The following is an 18,131-nucleotide window of genomic DNA, read 5'->3' on the forward strand; positions in this document are numbered from 1 at the left end:
CAGGGGCGTGACGCGCGGGCCTTCGCCGTCACGCTCCCAGCCGGGCGAGCCGCTTGGACAGGTGCGCGTCGCCGCCCGCGTCCACGCCGCCCACGAAGGCGGCGAGCGACTGGCCCGCGCCGGACAGGTGGGCCTCCACGTGCGGCTTGAGCGTGGCCCAGCGCTTCGTCCAGGCGTCCTCGGAGCCGTCGCGCAGGTCGGGGCGCTCGGCGAGGAGCGCCGTCACGCGCAGCGCCAGCTCCGGGTCGTGGAGCGTCCGCGCGGCGGCCACGCCCGGCGGCACCGAGCCCGCGGGCGCGGCCTTCCACATCTCCGCCGCGCGCTGGAAGGCCGCCACGTCCACCTGGGACAGCAGCCCCAGCGCGTGGCGCGGCGGCAGGCGCCCTTCCGCCTTGGGCCCCACCACGTGCGCCATCAGCGCCGCGAAGGGGGCGGCCAGGGCGGGGTGCGCCGCGGGGTCCACGCCGCCCAGGGCGCGCAGCGCGTGGCGGGCCTTGCGCGCCAGCCGCGTCACCTTCCAACTGGGCCCCTTGAGCTTCGACTGGAGCAGCGCGAGCGCGGACGCGGCGGCGCTCACGGCCTCCGGACCGGGCGTGGCGGGGGCCACGCGGCGCGGCAGCACGAGCGCGGGAGGCGGCGGGGCGGCGGCCTTCGGGGGCGGCGCGGGCGGGGCCTCGCCGCCGCTCACCTCGGCGTAGCCCTCGCGGACCTTCTCCGCGACCTTCTTGTTGTACTCGCGCAGGGCGGCCTCCTCGTCCGGGAAGGCCTTCTCCTTGCGCTGTCCCGCGGTGCCGATGCGGCCGTAGGTGACGATGAAGGTGGCGCCCTGCACCTCGGGCATCCAGAACTTGGAGCTGTTGCCGTCGACGAACTCGAACCTGCGCATGGACGCGGAGGTTACTCCACCTTCGCGGCCAGTGCGCGCAGCCCCTCGTCGCGCGACACGCTGCCCGTGTAGCCCAGCTCCAGCCGGGCCTTCTCGTCGCTCACCGTCACCTCCTGCCCCGCGAGCAGCAGCTCCGTGCGGGACAGGGGCGGCGCGCTCTTGAGGCCCAGCAGGTCCCAGACGAAGTCGCTGACCACGGCCACCGTCGCGGCCAGCGCGGTGGGCAGGGTCTTGTCACCGGGCTCCACGCCCTGCGTCTTGAGGAGCGCGGTGACGAAGGCGCGGAACTCCACGGGCGGGCCGTCGGTGAGGAAGTACGCCTGACCGCCCTGCCCCTTCTCCGCGGCCAGCAGCAGGCCCTCCACGACGTTGGCCACGTGGCAGGTGGACGTCAGGTAGTGCCCGCCCCCAATCCAGCGGAAGCGCTTGGACTTCACCGCGGCGACCAGCGTGGGCAGCACGGTGGTGTCCCCCGGCCCCCAGACCAGGCGGGGGCGCACCACGACGGTGGTGAACTCCGGCGAGTTGACCTGGAGCACGAGCCGCTCCGCCTGCCCCTTGGTGGACGGGTACGGGCCCACGGGGCGCTCGGGCAGCGGGTGCGTTTCGTGGAGGTTCACCATGGGGCCGCCGTCCACGAGCACGGCCTCCGTGCTCACGTGCACGAAGCGCTTCACGCCGGCCGCGCGCGCCGCCTCCAGCACGGCCTCCGTGCCGCGCACGTTGGTTTCATAGAAGGCCGCGCGGGGGCCGGACATCTTCACGTGCGCGGCGGCGTGGAAGACGGTGTCACAGCCCTCCATGCCCAGGCGCAGGCGCTCCGGGTCGGTGAGGTCGCCCTCCCACGGCTCGCCGCCCGCGGCCTGGATGGCCTGCGCGGCCTCTGGCGAGCGGGCCAGCGCGCGCGCCGGTTCCCCGCGCTTCGCGAGCGCCGCGAGCAGGTGCTTCCCGACGAACCCCGAGCCACCGGTGACGAACGCGCGCACGTGTGAAGCCTCCTCCGTCCGAGGACGCCGCTCCTACCACTCCCGGCGGGGGCCGGGTAGCCCGCGCCTGTCGCGTCAGAACATGTCGCGCAGCGAGGGGGCGGGGCCCGAGAACAGGGCGCCGGCGGTGCCGAGCGACGCGTCGTCCCCGGTCAGCATGCCGGCGAGCTGGAGCGCCTGGGGCGTGAGGAAGCCGGTGTAGAGCGGGGCCAGGGCGCGCACGTGCAGCTTGAGGCGGCCCTCGCCGCCGGGCCGGACGCGGGCGGTGCCGCCCTCCACCTCCAGCACGAAGCGCCCGGTGTTCTCCGGGAGGAGGTCATCCTCCACGTCCAGGTGGAGCGCGCCGGACAGGCCGGGCGCGAAGCCGCGTGCCTCCAGGGCCCTGGTGACATCCAGGATGCGCGTCATCCAGTGCATGGACAGCTTCACCTGGTAGGTCTGTTCGCGCAGCAGCGCGAGGAGCGGCTCGTCCGCGCCGCCGAACCACATCACGTCCCGCGCCAGCGAGCGGTGGTCGCCCAGGAAGCGCAGGAGCCGTCGCGCGGCGGCGGGCGTGGTGGCGACGAGGTCCGTGAGCTTGAGGACCTGCGTGGGCACGGCGCCCTGGGGCGAGAGGCTCCGCACGAGGTACACGTAGCCCTCCACGCCGGACGTGCCCTCCACGACGTAGCCGTAGGCGGTGTCGTTGCGGGGCGTGCGCACGCGCCGCCAGATGTAGTCCCCGCGGTCCAGCCAGCCGTGGTGCTGGGAGGCGAAGCGCCGGTAGCACGCCTCCACCGCCGCGTCATCGGACGGGCGGATGGGGCGCAGGGACAGCGAGCGTTCGCCCAGCTCCAGCGAGGCCGCGTCGACGTGGACTTCGTAGCGCGCGCCGGAGACCTCGTAGCCCACGCGCCGGTAGAGCGGCTGGGTCGCGGGGTAGAGGACGGAGAGGGGGGCGCCTTCGTCGCGCATCTCGCGCAGGAAGTGGTGGAAGAGGCGCGTGGCGGCGCCGGCGCCCCGGTGCGCGGGAGCGACGCCGACGCCGCCCACGCCGATGAGGGGCACGGAGCGGCCGCCCAGGAACTGGCCCATGCGGATGAGGGTGAGCGAAGCGGCCACTTCACCGTTCACTCGCAGGATGCGCAGCGTGGACTCGGAGAAGTTCTTGCGCACCACGGACTCGGAGTCCGCGAGCGGCATGGCGAACGCCTGCGTGGTGATGTCCGCGATGGCGGCCAGTTCGTGCTCGTCCTTCGGCGGTCCGTAGGCGTCCGTCTCCATTCCGCGTCCCCTTGTTTTGCGTCTGGCGGCGCAGCATGGCGCAGCGGATGGAGCGCGGGGAAGGCCGGGCGGAGCCGCTGTCACTTCGTGGGCTTCGGGGCGGGCGGCAGGCGGCCGTACTTCCGCAGGGCCTTCACCAGGCGGTCGGGCGGCAGGCCATGGACGCGGACGCTCTGGAAGCCGGTCATCGTGTCGGAGGCGAGCATGGAGTTGAGGATGGCCTCCTGGGTGGCCTGCACGGTGGCTTCGAAGAGCGGGGTCATCCGCTCGTTGTCGAGCATGGAGACGGAAGCGACCTCCGTGCCGCTCACGGGCTGCGTGGAGAACGCGAGGAAGATGTCGCCGGAGGCGTTCTCCCCCAGGCCGCCCATCTTCCCCACCGCGAGCGGCACGCGCCGGGCCACGCGGTCGAGCTGGTGCGGCAGGAGCGGCGCGTCGGTGGCGACGACGATGATGATGGAGCCCATGCCTTCCGGAGGCGGCGGACCGGCGCTGGCGCGCTTCGAACAAGGTGGCAGGTTGGCGCGGTAGGGCCCCTTGGGAGGGGCGTCTCCGAAGTAGCAGGAGCGCAGGTCGGGGATCTCCTCGCCCACCGGAGCGCCCGCGACGGAGAAGAGGCGGCGGCTGCCGTAGTTGCACTGCACGAGCACGCCGAGGGTGTAGCCGCCCTGCTCCGCCGGGAGCTTGCGGGAGGCCGTGCCGATGCCGCCCTTGAAGCCATGGCAGATCATGCCCGTGCCGCCGCCCACGGAGCCCTCGGCGACGGGGCCCGGGCGTGCGGCGTCGAGCGCCTGCATCGCGTGCTGGGGACTGACGTGGAAGCCATCGATGTCGTGCAGGAAGCCGTCCCAGGTCTCCGCGACGACGGGCAGGCCCAGCTCCCAGGTGAGGTCGCGCTTCTGGGCCCAGGCGATGACGCCCTCGTGCACGGCGCCCACGGCGTGGGTGTCGCTGATCATCACGGGGCCGGAGAGCAGACCGGACTCCTTCACCCAATGGGTGCCGGTCATCTCACCACTGCCGTTGAGAGCATGGGTGGCCGCGAAGACAGGCCGAGCCACGGCCTCGCGGCCCCGGGGCAGCACGGCGGTGACGCCGGTCCGCACCTGCGCGCCGGTGTTCAGCGTGACGTGGCCCACTTCAACGCCTTTCACGTCGGTGATGGCATTGAGCGCACCGGGCTGTCCGCCGAAGGGGATGCCCAGGTCACTGGACCGGGGACGCGCGGTGCTTGTGATGGGCAGGAGGCACAGCAGGCCCAGGAGGACCGTGGGACGAAGTTCCATGGGCCCGGGTTCTACACCTCGACGAACTGTCCTCCCACGATGCCGGTCTGTTCCAGGGCGGCCTTGAGGTCTCCATCGACAATGAGCGCGGTCCGAAGTCCCCACGGGCGGAACACGCGCTCGTCAGCGACCCTTGCCTTGTCGATACGCAGCCCGGCAACGTACTTGTATCCCCCGACCTTCTCGGGCTGCCCGTCTTCAGGAGTCCAGAGCTTGAACTCCTCACTCGCGGCCTCATCGACGCATCGGACCGTGCGCGCCGCGACCAGGAGGAAATAAGGCTCGACCTGCCCTTCGACCTGCACTGGAAAGAGCTGCACGTCGTTGGGGGCCAGCGTCCGAAAAACCTCCGCGGTCCGAGCACTGAGAACGGGCGTGACCCCTATGCCAGCAGAGGTGAAGTCCAGGGGCTTGCCAAGGCGGGAGAGCGGAACCCGCAGCGGGCCAGGGTCCGGAATGAACACCCCATCCGTGAACATCCAAGGGTCATCCAAGGGCTGACCGTCAACATGGGTCGGTGTCTTGAAGTACCAGCGCCCCGGCACGTACACGTCGATCTGTAGGTCGAAAAACCGCCGTTCCGTCATGTCAGGCATTGGGATCCCTGGTGATGAGCTTTCGCATGCGGGTGCCCGCGGTCGTCAGTTCTTCCGCGATGGCTGTCAGGACGTCCACCAACGCAGTCCGGCACTGCGCGACTCCTCTGCATTTCGCCATCGACAGTGTGAGTCGGCCGAAGACCAGCTTGGACACGGGCTCGGGTGCGACCAGCATCACCATCGCGGTGCCAATCATCGCCGTGACCAGGGTCCGCAATGCGGCGGGGTTCATCAACTCCTCCACCGCGTCCGCCACCCCTGCCCAGACCGTATCGAGCGCGAAGGAGAGCGCCATGCTCCGCCGCGCCATCGGGTCCAGGGGAAAGTCGCCGCTCAAGCGGAGCCCCTGCCGACCTTGAGCGCCCGCGACGATGCCGCCCACCGACGCGAGCAGGGAGCGCCGGCCTTCCTCCCGGACCGCGACGTCCAGCTTCAGCTCCAGCACGAGCCGCGTGACCGCGTCCCTGAACGCCTCCTCGTCAATCCGGACCGGCTTCGTCTCCACCGGCGTATAGGCGATGGGCCTGCCTCGCCCTGTGTCCAGGTTCACCACGCGCGTCGTCGCGCAGCCCGCCGTCAGCCACAGCAGCACGGCCATTGCCCAGAGCTTCATGCGCCCTCCACGGCTCACGGATCCGACGAGACCACCCGCTCCGGCTCCAGCACCTCCCGCGTCCGCGCCCCGCGCTCGATGTAGCCCGCGCCGCCTCGCAGCTCCCTCCCGTCCTCCAGCACGGCGATGAGGCGGTAGGACGACTCACCCCGGACGGGATAGGTCAGGGCCACCGTGTCCCCCTTGCCCATCGCGCGGTAGATGACCTGGCCGTGGTCGTGCTCGATGCGCACCTCGCGCACGGCCTGGCCGGTGCGGTTCTCCACGCGCACTTCAATCCCCGCTCGCGTGGGCCCCGTGTCGCGCAGCCACAGCACGGCCCCGGCGATCAGCGTCAGGACCGAACCCACCACCATTCCTCCCAGCAACCAGGGGATCCGCATGGCACCGCCTCCCGCGGGATTGCCATACAGACAACCCGCGCCGCCTTTCTAACAGGTGCGTCCGCCCACCCGGTGCTAAGCCCTGGCGACAGGAGGAAGCACGCCCATGCGGAAACTGACCTATTACGTCGCCACCTCGCTCGACGGCTTCATCGCCTCGCCCACCGGCGCGTACGACTACTTCAGCACGGAGCAGGACTACTTCGACGCCATCGCCGCCGAGTACCCGGAGACGCTCCCCGCCGGCTACCGCGCCTTCAAGGGCATCACCGGCCCGGGCAGGCACTTCGACACCGTGCTGGAGGGCCGCAACACCTATCAGGTCGGCCTGGACGCGGGCGTCACCAACGCGTACCCGCACCTCGAACACTACGTCTTCTCCCGCACCCTCACGAAGAGCCTCGACCCCGGCGTCAAGCTCTCCCGCACGCCGCTCGCCACCGTGCGCGAACTCAAGGCCCGCGACGGCCTGGGCATCTGGCTGTGCGGCGGCGGCGCGCTCGCGGCCGAGCTGCTCCCCGAAATCGACGCGTTCATCATCAAGGTCAACCCCGTCATCGTGGGCCAGGGCATCCGGCTCGTCGAAGCAGGCTTCGCGCCCCACCGGCTGCGCCACACAGGCACGCGCACGCTCGACTGCGGCGTCGTCTTCCTGAGCTACGAGCACCGCAAGCCCTAGCCGGGCCGGCCGCACGCCGCGCCGGCACCCGGCCCGCGCATGGGACCTGGGATCCATGCGGCACCCCAGAAACCGACGCGTTCTCCACGCAGGGTGTGAGCTTCCGCCCTGCCAGCAAGCACGGTCTCCCTGCAGGGTTGGCTGGTGGATGGATGCCCGCTGTCGTTCCTCACCGAAGCCCCCTCCCAGTGCATTACGCTGAAGGGTCTATGAGAAGTCCCCTGGACGACAGCCAGCCTCCCTCGTCCGCCAGCGGTGGCGACATCGCCTACGCGACCCCCCACGCCGCTCGTGACATGGGCGCGCAACTGCGCCTGTTCATCGACAGCGTGAAGGACTACGCCATCCTGACGCTGGACCCGGCCGGCGCCATCATGAGCTGGAACACCGGCGCCGAACGCATCAAGGGCTACGAGGCCACGGAGATCCTCGGCCAGCACTTCAGCCGCTTCTACCCGCCCGAGGACATCGCCCGCGGCAAGCCCCAGTTGGACCTGGAGATCGTCAACCGCGAGGGCCGCTTCGAGGAGGAGGGCTGGCGCGTCCGCAAGGACGGCACCCTCTTCTGGGCCAACAGCGTCCTCACCGCGATGCGCGACGCGCAGGGCCAGCTCGTGGGCTACGGCCAGGTGACGCGCGACTTCACCGAGCGCAAGCTCGCCCAGGAGCAGCTCCTGCAGAGCGAGGAGCGCTTCCGCCTGCTCGTCGAGCACATCCAGGACTACGCCATCTACATGCTCGACGCGGAGGGCCGCGTGTCCACCTGGAACGCCGGCGCCGAGCGCTTCAAGCAGTACAAGGCCGAGGAGATCATCGGCCAGCACTTCAGCCGCTTCTTCCCCCCGGAGGACGTGGCCCGGGGCAAGCCCTGGTACGCCCTCCAGGTGGCCACCCGGGAGGGCCACTTCGAGGAGGAGGCGTGGCGCGTCCGCAAGGACGGCAGCCTCTTCTGGGCCAGCGTCGTCATCACCGCGCTGCACGACCCGTCAGGCAAGCTCCGGGGCTTCGCCAAGGTGACGCGCGACATCACCCAGCGCAAGCAGACCCAGGAGCGGCGCGAGCTGGAGCTGCTCCGCGACGCCGTGCGCGCCCGCGACGAGTTCCTCTCCGTCGCCTCGCACGAGCTGAAGACGCCGCTCACCCCGCTCCAGCTCAAGCTCACGGCGCTCCTGCGCACCGTGGAGAACCACCCTTCCGCCACCCTGCCCGTGGAGCGCATCGCCCGCGACCTGGAGGTGGCCCGCCGCCAGGTGCGCAAGCTGTCCGACCTCATCGAGGACCTGCTCGACGTGTCGCGCATCAGCATGGGCCAGTTGCGGTTGGACCGGGCGCCCATGGACCTGGCCTCGCTCGCGCGGGAGGTGGTGACCCGCTACGCGCCCCAGTCCGCCCAGGTCGGCTGCGCCGTCACGCTGGAGGCCGCCACGCCCATCCCGGGCCACTGGGACCGGGCCCGGTTGGATCAGGTCGTCACCAACCTGCTCACCAACGCGCTCAAGTACGGCGCGGGAAAGCCCATCCACCTGCGCGTGCGCATGGACGCCGGGCTGGCCGTGCTGAGCGTGAAGGACGAGGGCATCGGCATCCCGCTCGAGGATCAGGCGCGCGTCTTCGAGCGCTTCGTGCGCGCCGTCTCCGAGCGCAACTACGGCGGGCTGGGGCTGGGCCTCTTCATCACCCAGCAGATCATCGAGGCCCACGGCGGCATCGTGCAGGTGCGCAGCACCCTCGGCGAGGGCTCGACCTTCACCGTGATGCTGCCCCCGGGGCCTGACGCTCCTCCCGAGCCGTGAGGATGTAGCGGTAGGGCACCACGCGCGTCAGCTCGTGCAGCGTGGTGACCCCGGCCGCCACCTTCGCCAGCGCGTCCTCCACCAGCGTGCGGAAGCCCCGTGCCCGGGCGTGCCTGCGCAACTGGACGCCCGGCGCCCCGGTGGCGATGAGCCACTGGAGCTCCGGGTCCACCACCAGCAGCTCGAAGAGGCCCACGCGCCCCTTGAAGCCGGTGTGGCGGCACGCCTCGCAGCCCTGCCCCGCCCGGGGCTGCACGCCGTCCAGCAGCGGCCCCAGCAGCGCCAGTTGATCCGCCGTGGGCGTGGTGGGCACGGAGCACTCCGGACAGACGCGCCGCACCAGCCGCTGCGCCAGCACCGCGAGCAGCGCCTCCGCGATGTCGCCGTCCTCCAGCTTCAACCCGCGCAGGCGGCTCACCGCGCCAATGGCGTCCGCCGTGTGCAGCGTGCCCAGCACCACGTGCCCCGTGGACGCCGCCATCAGCGCGGTGCTGCCCGTCTCCAGGTCGCGGATCTCCCCCACCAGCATCACGTTGGGGTCCTGCCGCAAGAGCGCGCGCAGCAGCGTCAGGTGCGGCATCTGCGGCGACACCTGCTTCTGGTTCACCTTGGGGACCACGTACTCAATCGGGTCCTCCGCGGTGATGATCTTCTTGCGCCCGTCGTTGAGCCGCGCCAGCGCCGCGTACAGCGTCGTCGTCTTGCCGCTGCCGGTGGGGCCCGTCACCAGCACCAGCCCCTCCGGGTTGCCCAGAAGCCGCAGCACCGTGGCCTGCAGCTCCGGCGTCATCCCCAACGTCTCCACCGGCACCAGGCCCACGGAGGCGTCGAGCAGGCGGATGACCACGTCCTCGCCCGCGGGCGAGGGCACCACGCTCACGCGGAAGTCCACGAACCTGCGCCCCGCCTCCCCTTCGTAGAGCGCCCGCAGGCGGCCGTCCTGGGGCCGCCGCTTCTCCGCGATGTCCAGCCCCGCCATCACCTTGATGCGGCTCACCACCTCCGGCAGCGAGTCCGGGGAGATGTCCGTGTACGTCTGGTGGAGGATGCCGTCGACGCGGTAGCGCAGGTCCACGTCGTCCGTGTAGCTCTCCAGGTGGATGTCGGACGCGCCCTGCGCCACCGCCACCGCGAGCACGTGGTTCACCAGCTCCACCGCCGTGGGCCGCGGGGACAGCGCCGTGCCGGCCTTCAGCACCACGTCCACGGACGCGTGCGCCCCCGCGCCGAAGCCCACCTCCAGCGCGGAGTCGATCTCGTAGCGGTTGAGCCGCACGGGCCGCACCGGGCGGCGCAGGAAGTCCGCGATGCGGTAGCGCACGGACTCGTCCGCCGGGTCCAGCATCGCCACCGTCACGGCCTCCGTGTCGTTGCCCGGGTCCACCTTGCCCATCACCGCGACGCCCAGGCGGCGGCAGAAGGACTCCGGGAGCAGGCGCAGCGATTCGCGGTCGAGCGTGAACTGGGGCAGTTCGGAGAACGGGGGCACGTCCGGGGGAGCCATGGCCCGCCGGCTTATCACGGCGCCCCTCGCGCCCGGCCGGGGCTGCTATCCTCCGCGCCATGTCGCGGCCCCCCGCGGACCCTCCCGCCATGCCGTCACTGCTGGTGTTCGCCGTGGCGGTGCTGCTGTTCGGCTCGCCGCTGCGCCGGCTGTGGCTCGCGGAAGGGGCTCCCGCTTCGCTTCCCTTCGTCGTGTGGCTGGGCGTCATCGCCCTGGGCGGGTGGGTGGCGCACCGGAGCCCGCGCCCATGACGCTGGGGCCCGGCCCGCTCGTCATCGCCTCCGTGGCCTACCTGGGCGTGCTGTTCCTGGTGGCCTACGCGGCGGAGCAGGGCCGCATCTCCCCGCGCATCACCCAGCACCCGCTGACGTACGCGCTGGCCCTGGGCGTGTACGCCACGTCCTGGTCCTACTTCGGCAGCGTGGGCTACGCGGCCCGCCATGGCTTCCGCTACCTGGGCATCTACCTGGGCCTCACGCTGGCGTGCCTGCTCGCCCCCGTGCTGTGGCGTCCGCTGCTGCGGCTGACGCGCGAGCAGCAGCTCACCTCGCTCGCGGACCTGCTCGCCTTCCGCTACCCCGGCCAGGTGACGGGCACGGCGGTGACGCTGTTCGCGCTGGCCGGCAGCCTGCCCTACCTGGCGCTCCAGATTCGCGCCGTCGTGGAGTCCGCGCGCCTCGTGAGCCCCGCGGCGGCCCCGGCGCTGGTGGGGCCCGGCTTCTGCGGCGTGCTCATCGTCTTCTCGCTCCTCTTCGGCGCCCGCCACCCCGCCCCGCGCGAGCGGCACGAGGGGCTGATGCTGGCCATCGCCTTCGAGTCCGGCGTGAAGCTGCTGGCGCTGCTCATCGTCGCGGGCTGGTGCGTGGTGTCCGTCTTCGGAGGACTGGGCGGGCTCGATGACTGGCTCACGCTCCACCCCGAAGCGGTGGAGGCCCTCCAGCGCCCCGCGCGCGACGCGCCCTGGGCGCCGCTGCTGGTGCTCTCCACCATCGCCGCGTTCCTCACGCCCCGGCAGTACCACGTAGCCTTCACGGAGGCGCCCGAGCGCGACGGGCTGGCCACCGTCGCGTGGGCCTTCCCGCTGCTCATGCTGCTCATCAACGCGGCGGTGCCCGTGCTGCTGTGGTCCGGAGAGGCGCTGGGCCTGCCCTGGCCCGCGGACTTCCACGTCCTCTCCGTGCCCATCACGAAGGGCGCCCCGCTGCTGGCGCTCATCGCCTTCCTGGGCGGCGTGTCCGCGGCGAGCGCCATGGTCATCGTCACCACGCTCGCGCTCGCGCCCATGTGCCTGACGCACCTGGTGCTGCCGCTGGGCACCGCGCGCGGCCGGGAGGACCTCTACGGGTGGCTGCTCTGGGCCCGGCGCGTGCTCATCGCCGCCATCATCCTGGCGGGCTACGGCTTCTACCGGCTGCTGGACACGCGGACGACGGGGCTCGCGGACCTGGGGCTCGTGTCCTTCGTGGCCACCGCGCAGTTCGCGCCGGGCGTGCTGGGGCTCCTGACGTGGCCCAAGGCCACGCGCGCGGGGCTGCTCGCGGGGCTCCTGGCGGGCGGCACGACCTGGGCCCTCACGCTGCTGGCCCCGCTGTGGGAGCCGCCCTCGCTGGTGGCGTGGACCAACCAGCTCTCCGTGAAGCTGGGCTTCGGCGCGGAGGAGCCCTGGGGCTTCGCCACCTTCACCTCGCTGGCCCTCAACGCGCTGTGCTTCGTGGCGGTGTCGCTCCTCACGCGCCAGTCCGCGGAGGAGCAGGCGGCCGCGCGGGTGTGCACGCGCGAGGCGCCGGGGCTCGCGGAGGGCAGCGTGGCGGCTGGTTCCCCGGACGAGTTCCGCCGGCAGTTGGAGCCCGTGCTGGGCGCGCAGGTGGCCGCCGCGGAGGTGGACCGCGCGCGCGAGGCGCTGGGCCTGCCCCCCGACGAGCGCCGGCCCGCGGAGCTGCGCCGCCTGCGCGACGGCGTGGAGCGCAACCTCTCCGGCCTCATCGGCCCGGTGCTGGCGCGGCTCGCGGTGGGCGAGGCGCTGCGGCTGGACCCCGGCGCGCGCACGGCCCTGGCGGATCAACTGCGCTTCGTGGAGGAGCGGCTGCGCGACGCGCGCGACATGCGCGGCCCCCTGCGCGAGCTGGAGGTCGTGCGCCGCTACCTCTACCGCATCCTGGAGGACCTGCCGCTGGGGGTCTGCGCCATGGGCCCGGACGGCGAGGTCGTCCTCTGGAACGCCGCGCTGGAGGCGCTGTCGGGCGTGCCCATGGACTCCGCGCGGGGCCTGCCGCTCGCGCGCCTGCCGGAGCCCTGGGGGCCGCTGTTCGCGGAGCTCGCGCGGGCCCCGGGCGGTGACGACGAGGCGCGCGTGACGGTGAACGGCAAGCAGCGCTCGCTGCGCCTGCACCGCTCGCGGCTGGCGCCCCCGGACGACGCCAGCGGCCAGGAGACGGGCATCACGTTCCTGGTGGAGGACTGGACGGAGCGCAAGGCGGTGGACGCGCGGCTCGCGCACCAGGACCGGCTGGCGTCGCTGGGCCGGGTGGCCGCGGGCGTGGCGCATGAGATTGGCAACCCGCTCACCGCCATCGCCAGCATCAGCCAGAACCTCAAGTACGAGCTGGAGGACCCGGAGGCCGTGCGCGAGCGCGTGGGGCTCATCCTCCAGCAGTGCCGCCGCATCGACGCCATCGTCCGGGCGCTCGTGGGCTTCGGCCACGCGGGCACGGTCGGCGGCGAGTCCCGGCCCTTCACGCGCGTGGCGGTGGGCCCGCTGCTCGCGGAGGCCGCGCAGTTGGCCCGGCTGTCGCGCAAGGCGCGCGACGTGGCGTGCACGCACCAGAGCCCGGACGGGCTGGAGGTGCGCGGCGACGCGCAGCGGCTGGAGCAGGTGCTGGTGAACCTCTTGACCAACGCCATCGACGCGTCGCCCGCGGGCTCGCGCGTGGACCTGATGGCGGAAGCTTCCGGAGACCAGGTGCGCATCCAGGTGGAGGACCGGGGGCACGGCATCGCCCCGGAGCTGTCGCAACGCATCTTCGAGCCGTTCTTCACCACCAAGCAGCCCGGCGAAGGCACCGGCCTGGGGCTTCCGCTGGTGGAGGGCATCGTGCGCGAGCACGGCGGCGCGCTGCGCATCGAGGCCCGCCAGGGCGGCGGCACCCGCGTGACGCTCAGCCTGCCCCGCGCGGACGCGCTGAAGCAGGAGGCCTCCGCTTGAGCCGCATCCTGGTCATCGAGGACGAGCCCATCATCCGCACGGAGCTGCGAAGGCTGCTCACCCGCGCGGGCCATGACGTGGCGGAAGCGGGCGCCGTGCCGGAGGCCGCGGCCGAGCACGCGCTGGACGCCTTCGACCTGGTCATCTCCGACCTGCGCCTGCCCGGGCCGCCGGGCACGGACATCATCGCGCTGTGTCCGGGCGTGCCCGTGCTCATCATGACCAGCTTCGCCACGGTGAAGTCCGCCGTGGACGCGATGAAGCTGGGCGCGGTGGACTACATCGCGAAGCCCTTCGACCACGACGAGCTGCTGCTCCAGGTGGAGCGCGTGCTGCGCGAGGGCCGCCTCACCCGCCAGAACGCCGCCCTCAAGCGCGAGGTGGAGCAGACCTGGTCCCCCGGCGGCATGGTGGGCAGCTCCCCCGCCATGCGCGACGTGTTCGAGCGCGTGCGCAAGGTGGCCCCCTCCGCCGCCACCGTGCTGGTGCTGGGCGAGTCCGGCACCGGCAAGGAGCTGGTGGCCCGCGCCGTCCACGCGCAGAGCCCGCGCGCGGAAGGGCCCCTCATCGCGGTCAACTGCGCCGCCATTCCCGAGGGCCTCCTGGAGAGCGAGCTGTTCGGCCATGAGAAGGGCGCCTTCACCGGCGCGCAGGCCGCGCACGCGGGGCTGGTGGAGGCCGCGCACGGCGGCACGCTCTTCCTGGATGAGATTGGAGAGCTGCCCGCGCCCGCGCAGGCGCGCCTGTTGCGCATGCTCCAGGACGGCGAGGTGCGGCGGGTGGGCGCCACGCGCTCGCGCAAGGTGGACGTGCGCATCCTCGCGGCCACCCACCGCGACCTGCCCCGCCGCGTGCAGGAGGGGCTGTTCCGCCAGGACCTCTACTTCCGCCTGCGCGTCATCGAGATCCGCCTGCCGCCCCTGCGCGAGCGCGGGGAGGACGTCCCCGCGCTGGCGAAGCACCTGCTGGAGCGGGCCAGCCGCCGCATCGGGCGCCCGCCCGCGTCCCTGTCCCCGGACGCGCTGGCGGCCATCGCGCAGCACCCGTGGCCGGGCAACGTGCGCGAGCTGGAGAACGCCATCGAGCGCGCGGTCATCCTCGCGGACGGGCCGCTCATCACCGCCGACCTGCTGGCGCTGGAGTCGCCGGGAGGACCGGGCGCGGAAGGAAATCCCCCCGCGTTGGAGGAGCTGGACTTCCCGCCCGTCCCGGCCAGCGAGGACCCCCGGTCGCCGGACTCCATGGAGGAGTACTTCCGCCGCTTCGTGCTGGAGCACCAGGAGCGCATGGGCGAGACGGAGCTGGCGCGCCGGCTGGGCATCAGCCGCAAGACGCTCTGGGAGAAGCGCCAGCGCCTGGGCATCCCCCGCACCCGCGCCTGACGCGTCACCCAGGTGTTACGACGCGCTGCACGAATCGTTACGGGGGGTAACGCCCTGTCACCTTCCGCCACATCCTGACGCGGCGAGCCAACCTCCAAGGTCCTGAAACCCGGAGCGCACGCGGGTGGAACGGGCGTTGCTCAGGGGATGGGGACCCATGCGCCCCGTCCCCCATGCCCTGTCGCGGTTGTTGGTGCTCACGGCCCTGCTGAGCGCGCTGCCGGCGGCGGCGGGGAAGATCCAACTGGGCGAGGACGCGGTCCTCAACGTGGACGTGCTGCTGCATCCGCAGATGCAGTTCGTGAAGGACGGCGCGCCCACGGGCGGCGTGGGGACGGACTTCTTCCTGCGCCGCGTGCGGCTGCTCCTCTTCGGCAACATCACGAAGAAGCTGTCGTTCTTCATCGACACGGACCAGCCGAACTTCGGCAAGAACGGCGACTACAGCGTCGCCTTCTTCATCCAGGACGCCACGGTCGCGTACGAGTTCGCCGACAAGACGTGGGTGGAGGCGGGCTTCATCCTCGCGCCGCTGTCACACCACGCGCTGCAGGGCGCCATCGCGCTCCAGACGGTGGACTACCACTCCGACCTCATCCGCTACCCGCCAGGCGTGGGCAAGGTGTGGCGCGACATGGGCGTGCAGGTGCGCGGCTTCGCGGGCCCCTGGACGTACCGCGCCGCCATCCTCAACGGCGTGGAGGGCGCGAAGCTGGAGAACGGCCAGACGGTCAACGCGGACGACCTGCCGCGCGTCGTGGGCCACGCCCGCTACAACGTCTGGGGCCACGAGTACGACCTGTTCCTGCGCGGCATCTACTTCACGGACCAGCCCCTGCTGTCCTTCGGCGTGGGCGGTGACTACCAGTACGGCGCCATCGCCACCGCCTCCGGCATCCACTCCGCGGTGGCCCTGGCGGCGGACGTGTTCCTGGACATCCCCATGGGGGATGACCAGGAGTTCGTCTTCCAGAGCAACGTCTTCTCCTGGCAGCAGGGCTTCGACAACGTGCGCAGCGGCACCGGCTTCTTCGTGGAGCTGGGCTACCGCATCGGCATCGTCGAGCCCGTCTTCAGCAGCGAGTACTTCAACGGGCGCGTGGCGGCGACGGACCTGCTCACGTTCAAGCCCGGCCTCAACCTCTGGTTCCAGAAGCACACCTTCAACCTGAAGACGGAGGTGGCCGTGTCGCGCATGGGAGACCTCGCCCACGCGAGCACGGGCATCACCGGCACCGCCCAGCTCCAGCTCTTCTACTGAGGACGCCCCCATGGCCACCGACACGGATTCGCTCGTCCAGCCCAAGGAAGCCTTCCGCCGTACCGCGCACGTGAAGAGCCTGGAGGAGTACCAGCGCCTCTACCGCCAGAGCCTGGAGGCCCCGGACGCCTTCTGGGGCGAGCAGGCCCGGCAGCTCACGTGGTTCCACCCGCCGGAGTCCATCCGCGAGGTGAACGAGCAGGCCGCCGACTTCGCCTGGTTCGTGGGCGGCAAGCTCAACGTGACGGTCAACTGCGTGGACCGCCACGCGAAGGCCCGCCCGGACAAGGCCGCCCTCCTCTGGGCGAAGAACACGCCCGGCGAGTACGAGACCATCACCTTCCGCGACTTGGCCCACCACGTGAACCGCCTGGCCAACGTGCTCAAGGCGCACGGCGTGCGGAAGGGTGACCGCGTCATCGTCTACCTGCCCATGATCCCGGAGCTGGTGTACTCGCTGCTGGCGTGCGCGCGCATCGGCGCGGTGCACTCGGTGGTGTTCGCGGGCTTCTCCGCGGACTCGCTGCGCGAGCGCGTGCTGGACTCCGGCGCGAAGGTGGTCATCACCGCCAACGAGGGCCCGCGCGGCCCCAAGAGCGTGGCCACCAAGGCCATCACCGACGAGGCCCTGGAGGGCCTGTCCCAGGTGACGTCCGTGCTCGTCGCGCGCCGCACGCCCCGGGAGGTGCCCATGCGCCAGGGGCGCGACCACTGGCTGGACGTGGAGGCGCGGAAGCAGCGCGGCGTCTGCCCCGCGGAGTGGATGGACGCGGAGGACCCGCTCTTCATCCTCTACACCTCCGGCTCCACCGGGAAGCCCAAGGGCGTGCTGCATACGACGGGCGGCTACCTGGTCTACGCGAACACCACGTTCCGCTACATCTTCGACACGCAGCCGGACGACGTGCACTTCTGCACCGCGGACGTGGGCTGGGTGACGGGCCACTCGTATCTCGTCTACGGCCCGCTCAGCACCGGCACCACCACGGTCCTCTTCGAGTCCACCCCCACGTGGCCGGACGCGGGCCGCCTGTGGCAGGTGGTGGACGACCTGAAGGCCACCACGCTCTACACCGCGCCCACCGCGCTGCGCTCGCTCATCAAGGAGGGCGACGGGTTCGTCACGAAGTCGTCCCGCGAGTCACTGCGCCTGTTGGGCAGCGTGGGCGAGCCCATCAACCCGGAGGTCTGGCGCTGGTTCCACGACGTGGTGGGCGAGGGCCGCTGCCCCGTGGTGGACACCTGGTGGCAGACGGAGACGGGCGGCATCCTCATCGCCCCGCTGCCGGGCGCCACGCCCTGCAAGCCCGGCAGCGCCACCCTGCCCTTCTTCGGCGTGGAGCCGGTGCTGGTGGACGAAGAGGGCCGGAAGCTCACGGGCAACGGCGTCAGCGGCAACCTGTGCCTCGCGCGCTCGTGGCCGGGCCAGGCGCGCACGCTGTACGGGCACCACTCGCGCTTCGTGGAGACGTACTACGCGCGCTTCCTGCCGCTGTACTTCACCGGCGACGGCTGCCGCCGCGACGAGGACGGCTACTACTGGATTACCGGCCGCGTGGACGACGTGCTCAACGTGTCCGGCCACCGCCTGGGCACCGCGGAGGTGGAGAGCGCGCTCGTCGCGCACGAGGCCGTCGCCGAGGCCGCCGTGGTGGGCTTCCCGCACGAGCTGAAGGGCACGGGCGTGTGCGCCTTCGTCACGGTGAAGCCGGACTTCGTGCGCACCCCGGACGAGAAGATGATGGGCAGCCTGCGCGAGCAGGTGCGGCACGTGATTGGCCCCATCGCCACGCCGGACCGGGTGGTGCTGGTGTCGGGCCTGCCCAAGACGCGCTCCGGGAAGATTCTGCGCCGCATGCTCCGGAAGATCGCCGGCGGTGAGACGGAGAACCTGGGTGACGCGAGCACGCTCGCGGACCCCGCCGTGCTGGATGAGCTGCTCACCAAGGGCCTGCCGCCCGCCCCCCGCCGCTGAGAACGGGTCCCTTTCACGCTTCGCAAGGAGGAACACCGATGTACGGCAATTCCAAGGACGAGGCGTTGAAGGCGCTCGCCGCGCGGCGCTGGCGCGTGGCGGGCGCGCTCACGGTGACGATGCTGGTGGCCTACCTGGGCTTCATCCTGCTGGTGGCCTTCAACCGGCCGCTGATGGGGCACCCGTTCATGCCGGGGCTGTCCGTCGGCATCGTGCTGGGGGCGCTCACCATCCTCCTCGCGTGGGTGCTGACCGGCATCTACATGACCTGGGCCAACCGCCACTACGACAGCGCCCTCGACGAGCTGCGCCGCTGAAA

At 71.9% G+C, this 18,131-nt stretch carries 16 protein-coding genes; 8 read left to right on the forward strand and 8 right to left on the reverse strand.

Annotated features, from left to right (window positions below; genetic code table 11):
* Nucleotides 1-28: 28 nt before the first annotated feature.
* The 7 genes from K8556_RS11520 to K8556_RS11550 all read right to left on the reverse strand — a co-directional run bounded on the left by K8556_RS11520 (nt 29) and on the right by K8556_RS11550 (nt 6,016).
* Complete coding sequence (locus K8556_RS11520; protein WP_223740081.1) at nt 29-886, reverse strand: WGR domain-containing protein; 858 nt, start codon at nt 884-886, stop codon at nt 29-31.
* A gap of 11 nt (nt 887-897) precedes the next feature.
* Nucleotides 898-1,872: an NAD-dependent epimerase/dehydratase family protein gene (locus tag K8556_RS11525; RefSeq protein ID WP_223740082.1), complete on the reverse strand. Its 975-nt coding sequence runs from the start codon at nt 1,870-1,872 to the stop codon at nt 898-900.
* A 75-nt stretch (nt 1,873-1,947) separates the two neighbouring features.
* Nucleotides 1,948-3,135 (reverse strand): enhanced intracellular survival protein Eis, encoded by a 1,188-nt coding sequence (eis, locus tag K8556_RS11530; protein WP_223740083.1) that lies wholly within the window; start codon nt 3,133-3,135, stop codon nt 1,948-1,950.
* Nucleotides 3,136-3,215: 80 nt separating this feature from the next.
* Nucleotides 3,216-4,421, reverse strand: coding sequence for a P1 family peptidase (locus K8556_RS11535; protein WP_223740084.1), 1,206 nt, complete (start codon nt 4,419-4,421; stop codon nt 3,216-3,218).
* A gap of 11 nt (nt 4,422-4,432) precedes the next feature.
* Nucleotides 4,433-5,017 (reverse strand): imm11 family protein, encoded by a 585-nt coding sequence (locus K8556_RS11540; RefSeq protein WP_223740085.1) that lies wholly within the window; start codon nt 5,015-5,017, stop codon nt 4,433-4,435.
* Nucleotides 5,010-5,633, reverse strand: coding sequence for a hypothetical protein (locus K8556_RS11545; RefSeq protein ID WP_223740086.1), 624 nt, complete (start codon nt 5,631-5,633; stop codon nt 5,010-5,012). Before K8556_RS11545 ends, K8556_RS11540 begins: the two co-directional genes overlap by 8 nt.
* Before the next feature lie 14 nt (nt 5,634-5,647).
* The gene (locus tag K8556_RS11550; protein WP_223740087.1) at nt 5,648-6,016 is read right to left on the reverse strand and encodes a hypothetical protein; all 369 of its coding nucleotides are present in this window, start codon (nt 6,014-6,016) and stop codon (nt 5,648-5,650) included.
* A 106-nt stretch (nt 6,017-6,122) separates the two neighbouring features.
* Between K8556_RS11550 and K8556_RS11555 the strand changes: the two genes are divergently transcribed.
* Together K8556_RS11555 and K8556_RS11560 are read left to right on the forward strand one after the other, a co-directional pair.
* Nucleotides 6,123-6,695: a dihydrofolate reductase family protein gene (locus K8556_RS11555; protein ID WP_223740088.1), complete on the forward strand. Its 573-nt coding sequence runs from the start codon at nt 6,123-6,125 to the stop codon at nt 6,693-6,695.
* A 209-nt stretch (nt 6,696-6,904) separates the two neighbouring features.
* The gene (locus K8556_RS11560) at nt 6,905-8,488 is read left to right on the forward strand and encodes a PAS domain-containing sensor histidine kinase (RefSeq protein ID WP_223740089.1); all 1,584 of its coding nucleotides are present in this window, start codon (nt 6,905-6,907) and stop codon (nt 8,486-8,488) included.
* On the opposite strand, the gene K8556_RS11565 is transcribed toward K8556_RS11560, so the two are convergent.
* Nucleotides 8,442-9,992 (reverse strand): GspE/PulE family protein, encoded by a 1,551-nt coding sequence (locus tag K8556_RS11565; protein ID WP_223740090.1) that lies wholly within the window; start codon nt 9,990-9,992, stop codon nt 8,442-8,444. The genes K8556_RS11560 and K8556_RS11565 overlap by 47 nt on opposite strands.
* 89 nt (nt 9,993-10,081) lie before the next feature.
* Here K8556_RS11565 and K8556_RS11570 point away from each other — a divergent pair, with 89 nt between their 5' ends.
* The 6 genes from K8556_RS11570 (at nt 10,082) to K8556_RS11595 (ending at nt 18,129) form a co-directional block, all read left to right on the forward strand.
* Nucleotides 10,082-10,243: a hypothetical protein gene (locus K8556_RS11570; RefSeq protein ID WP_223740091.1), complete on the forward strand. Its 162-nt coding sequence runs from the start codon at nt 10,082-10,084 to the stop codon at nt 10,241-10,243.
* Nucleotides 10,240-13,194, forward strand: a complete 2,955-nt coding sequence (locus tag K8556_RS11575; RefSeq protein WP_223740092.1) for an ATP-binding protein — start codon at nt 10,240-10,242, stop codon at nt 13,192-13,194. Before K8556_RS11570 ends, K8556_RS11575 begins: the two co-directional genes overlap by 4 nt.
* Nucleotides 13,191-14,576: a sigma-54 dependent transcriptional regulator gene (locus K8556_RS11580; RefSeq protein WP_223740093.1), complete on the forward strand. Its 1,386-nt coding sequence runs from the start codon at nt 13,191-13,193 to the stop codon at nt 14,574-14,576. Before K8556_RS11575 ends, K8556_RS11580 begins: the two co-directional genes overlap by 4 nt.
* Before the next feature lie 157 nt (nt 14,577-14,733).
* Nucleotides 14,734-15,837, forward strand: a complete 1,104-nt coding sequence (locus tag K8556_RS11585) for a porin (RefSeq protein ID WP_223740094.1) — start codon at nt 14,734-14,736, stop codon at nt 15,835-15,837.
* Between the two features lie 10 nt (nt 15,838-15,847).
* Nucleotides 15,848-17,812: an acetate--CoA ligase gene (gene acs, locus K8556_RS11590; protein ID WP_223740095.1), complete on the forward strand. Its 1,965-nt coding sequence runs from the start codon at nt 15,848-15,850 to the stop codon at nt 17,810-17,812.
* Between the two features lie 38 nt (nt 17,813-17,850).
* Nucleotides 17,851-18,129 carry a DUF485 domain-containing protein gene (locus K8556_RS11595; protein ID WP_223740096.1) on the forward strand — a complete coding sequence of 93 codons (279 nt, stop codon included), beginning with the start codon at nt 17,851-17,853 and terminating at the stop codon, nt 18,127-18,129.
* Nucleotides 18,130-18,131 lie beyond the last annotated feature (2 nt).

Source organism: Corallococcus sp. AS-1-12 (assembly GCF_020036995.1).
Taxonomy (GTDB): domain Bacteria; phylum Myxococcota; class Myxococcia; order Myxococcales; family Myxococcaceae; genus Corallococcus.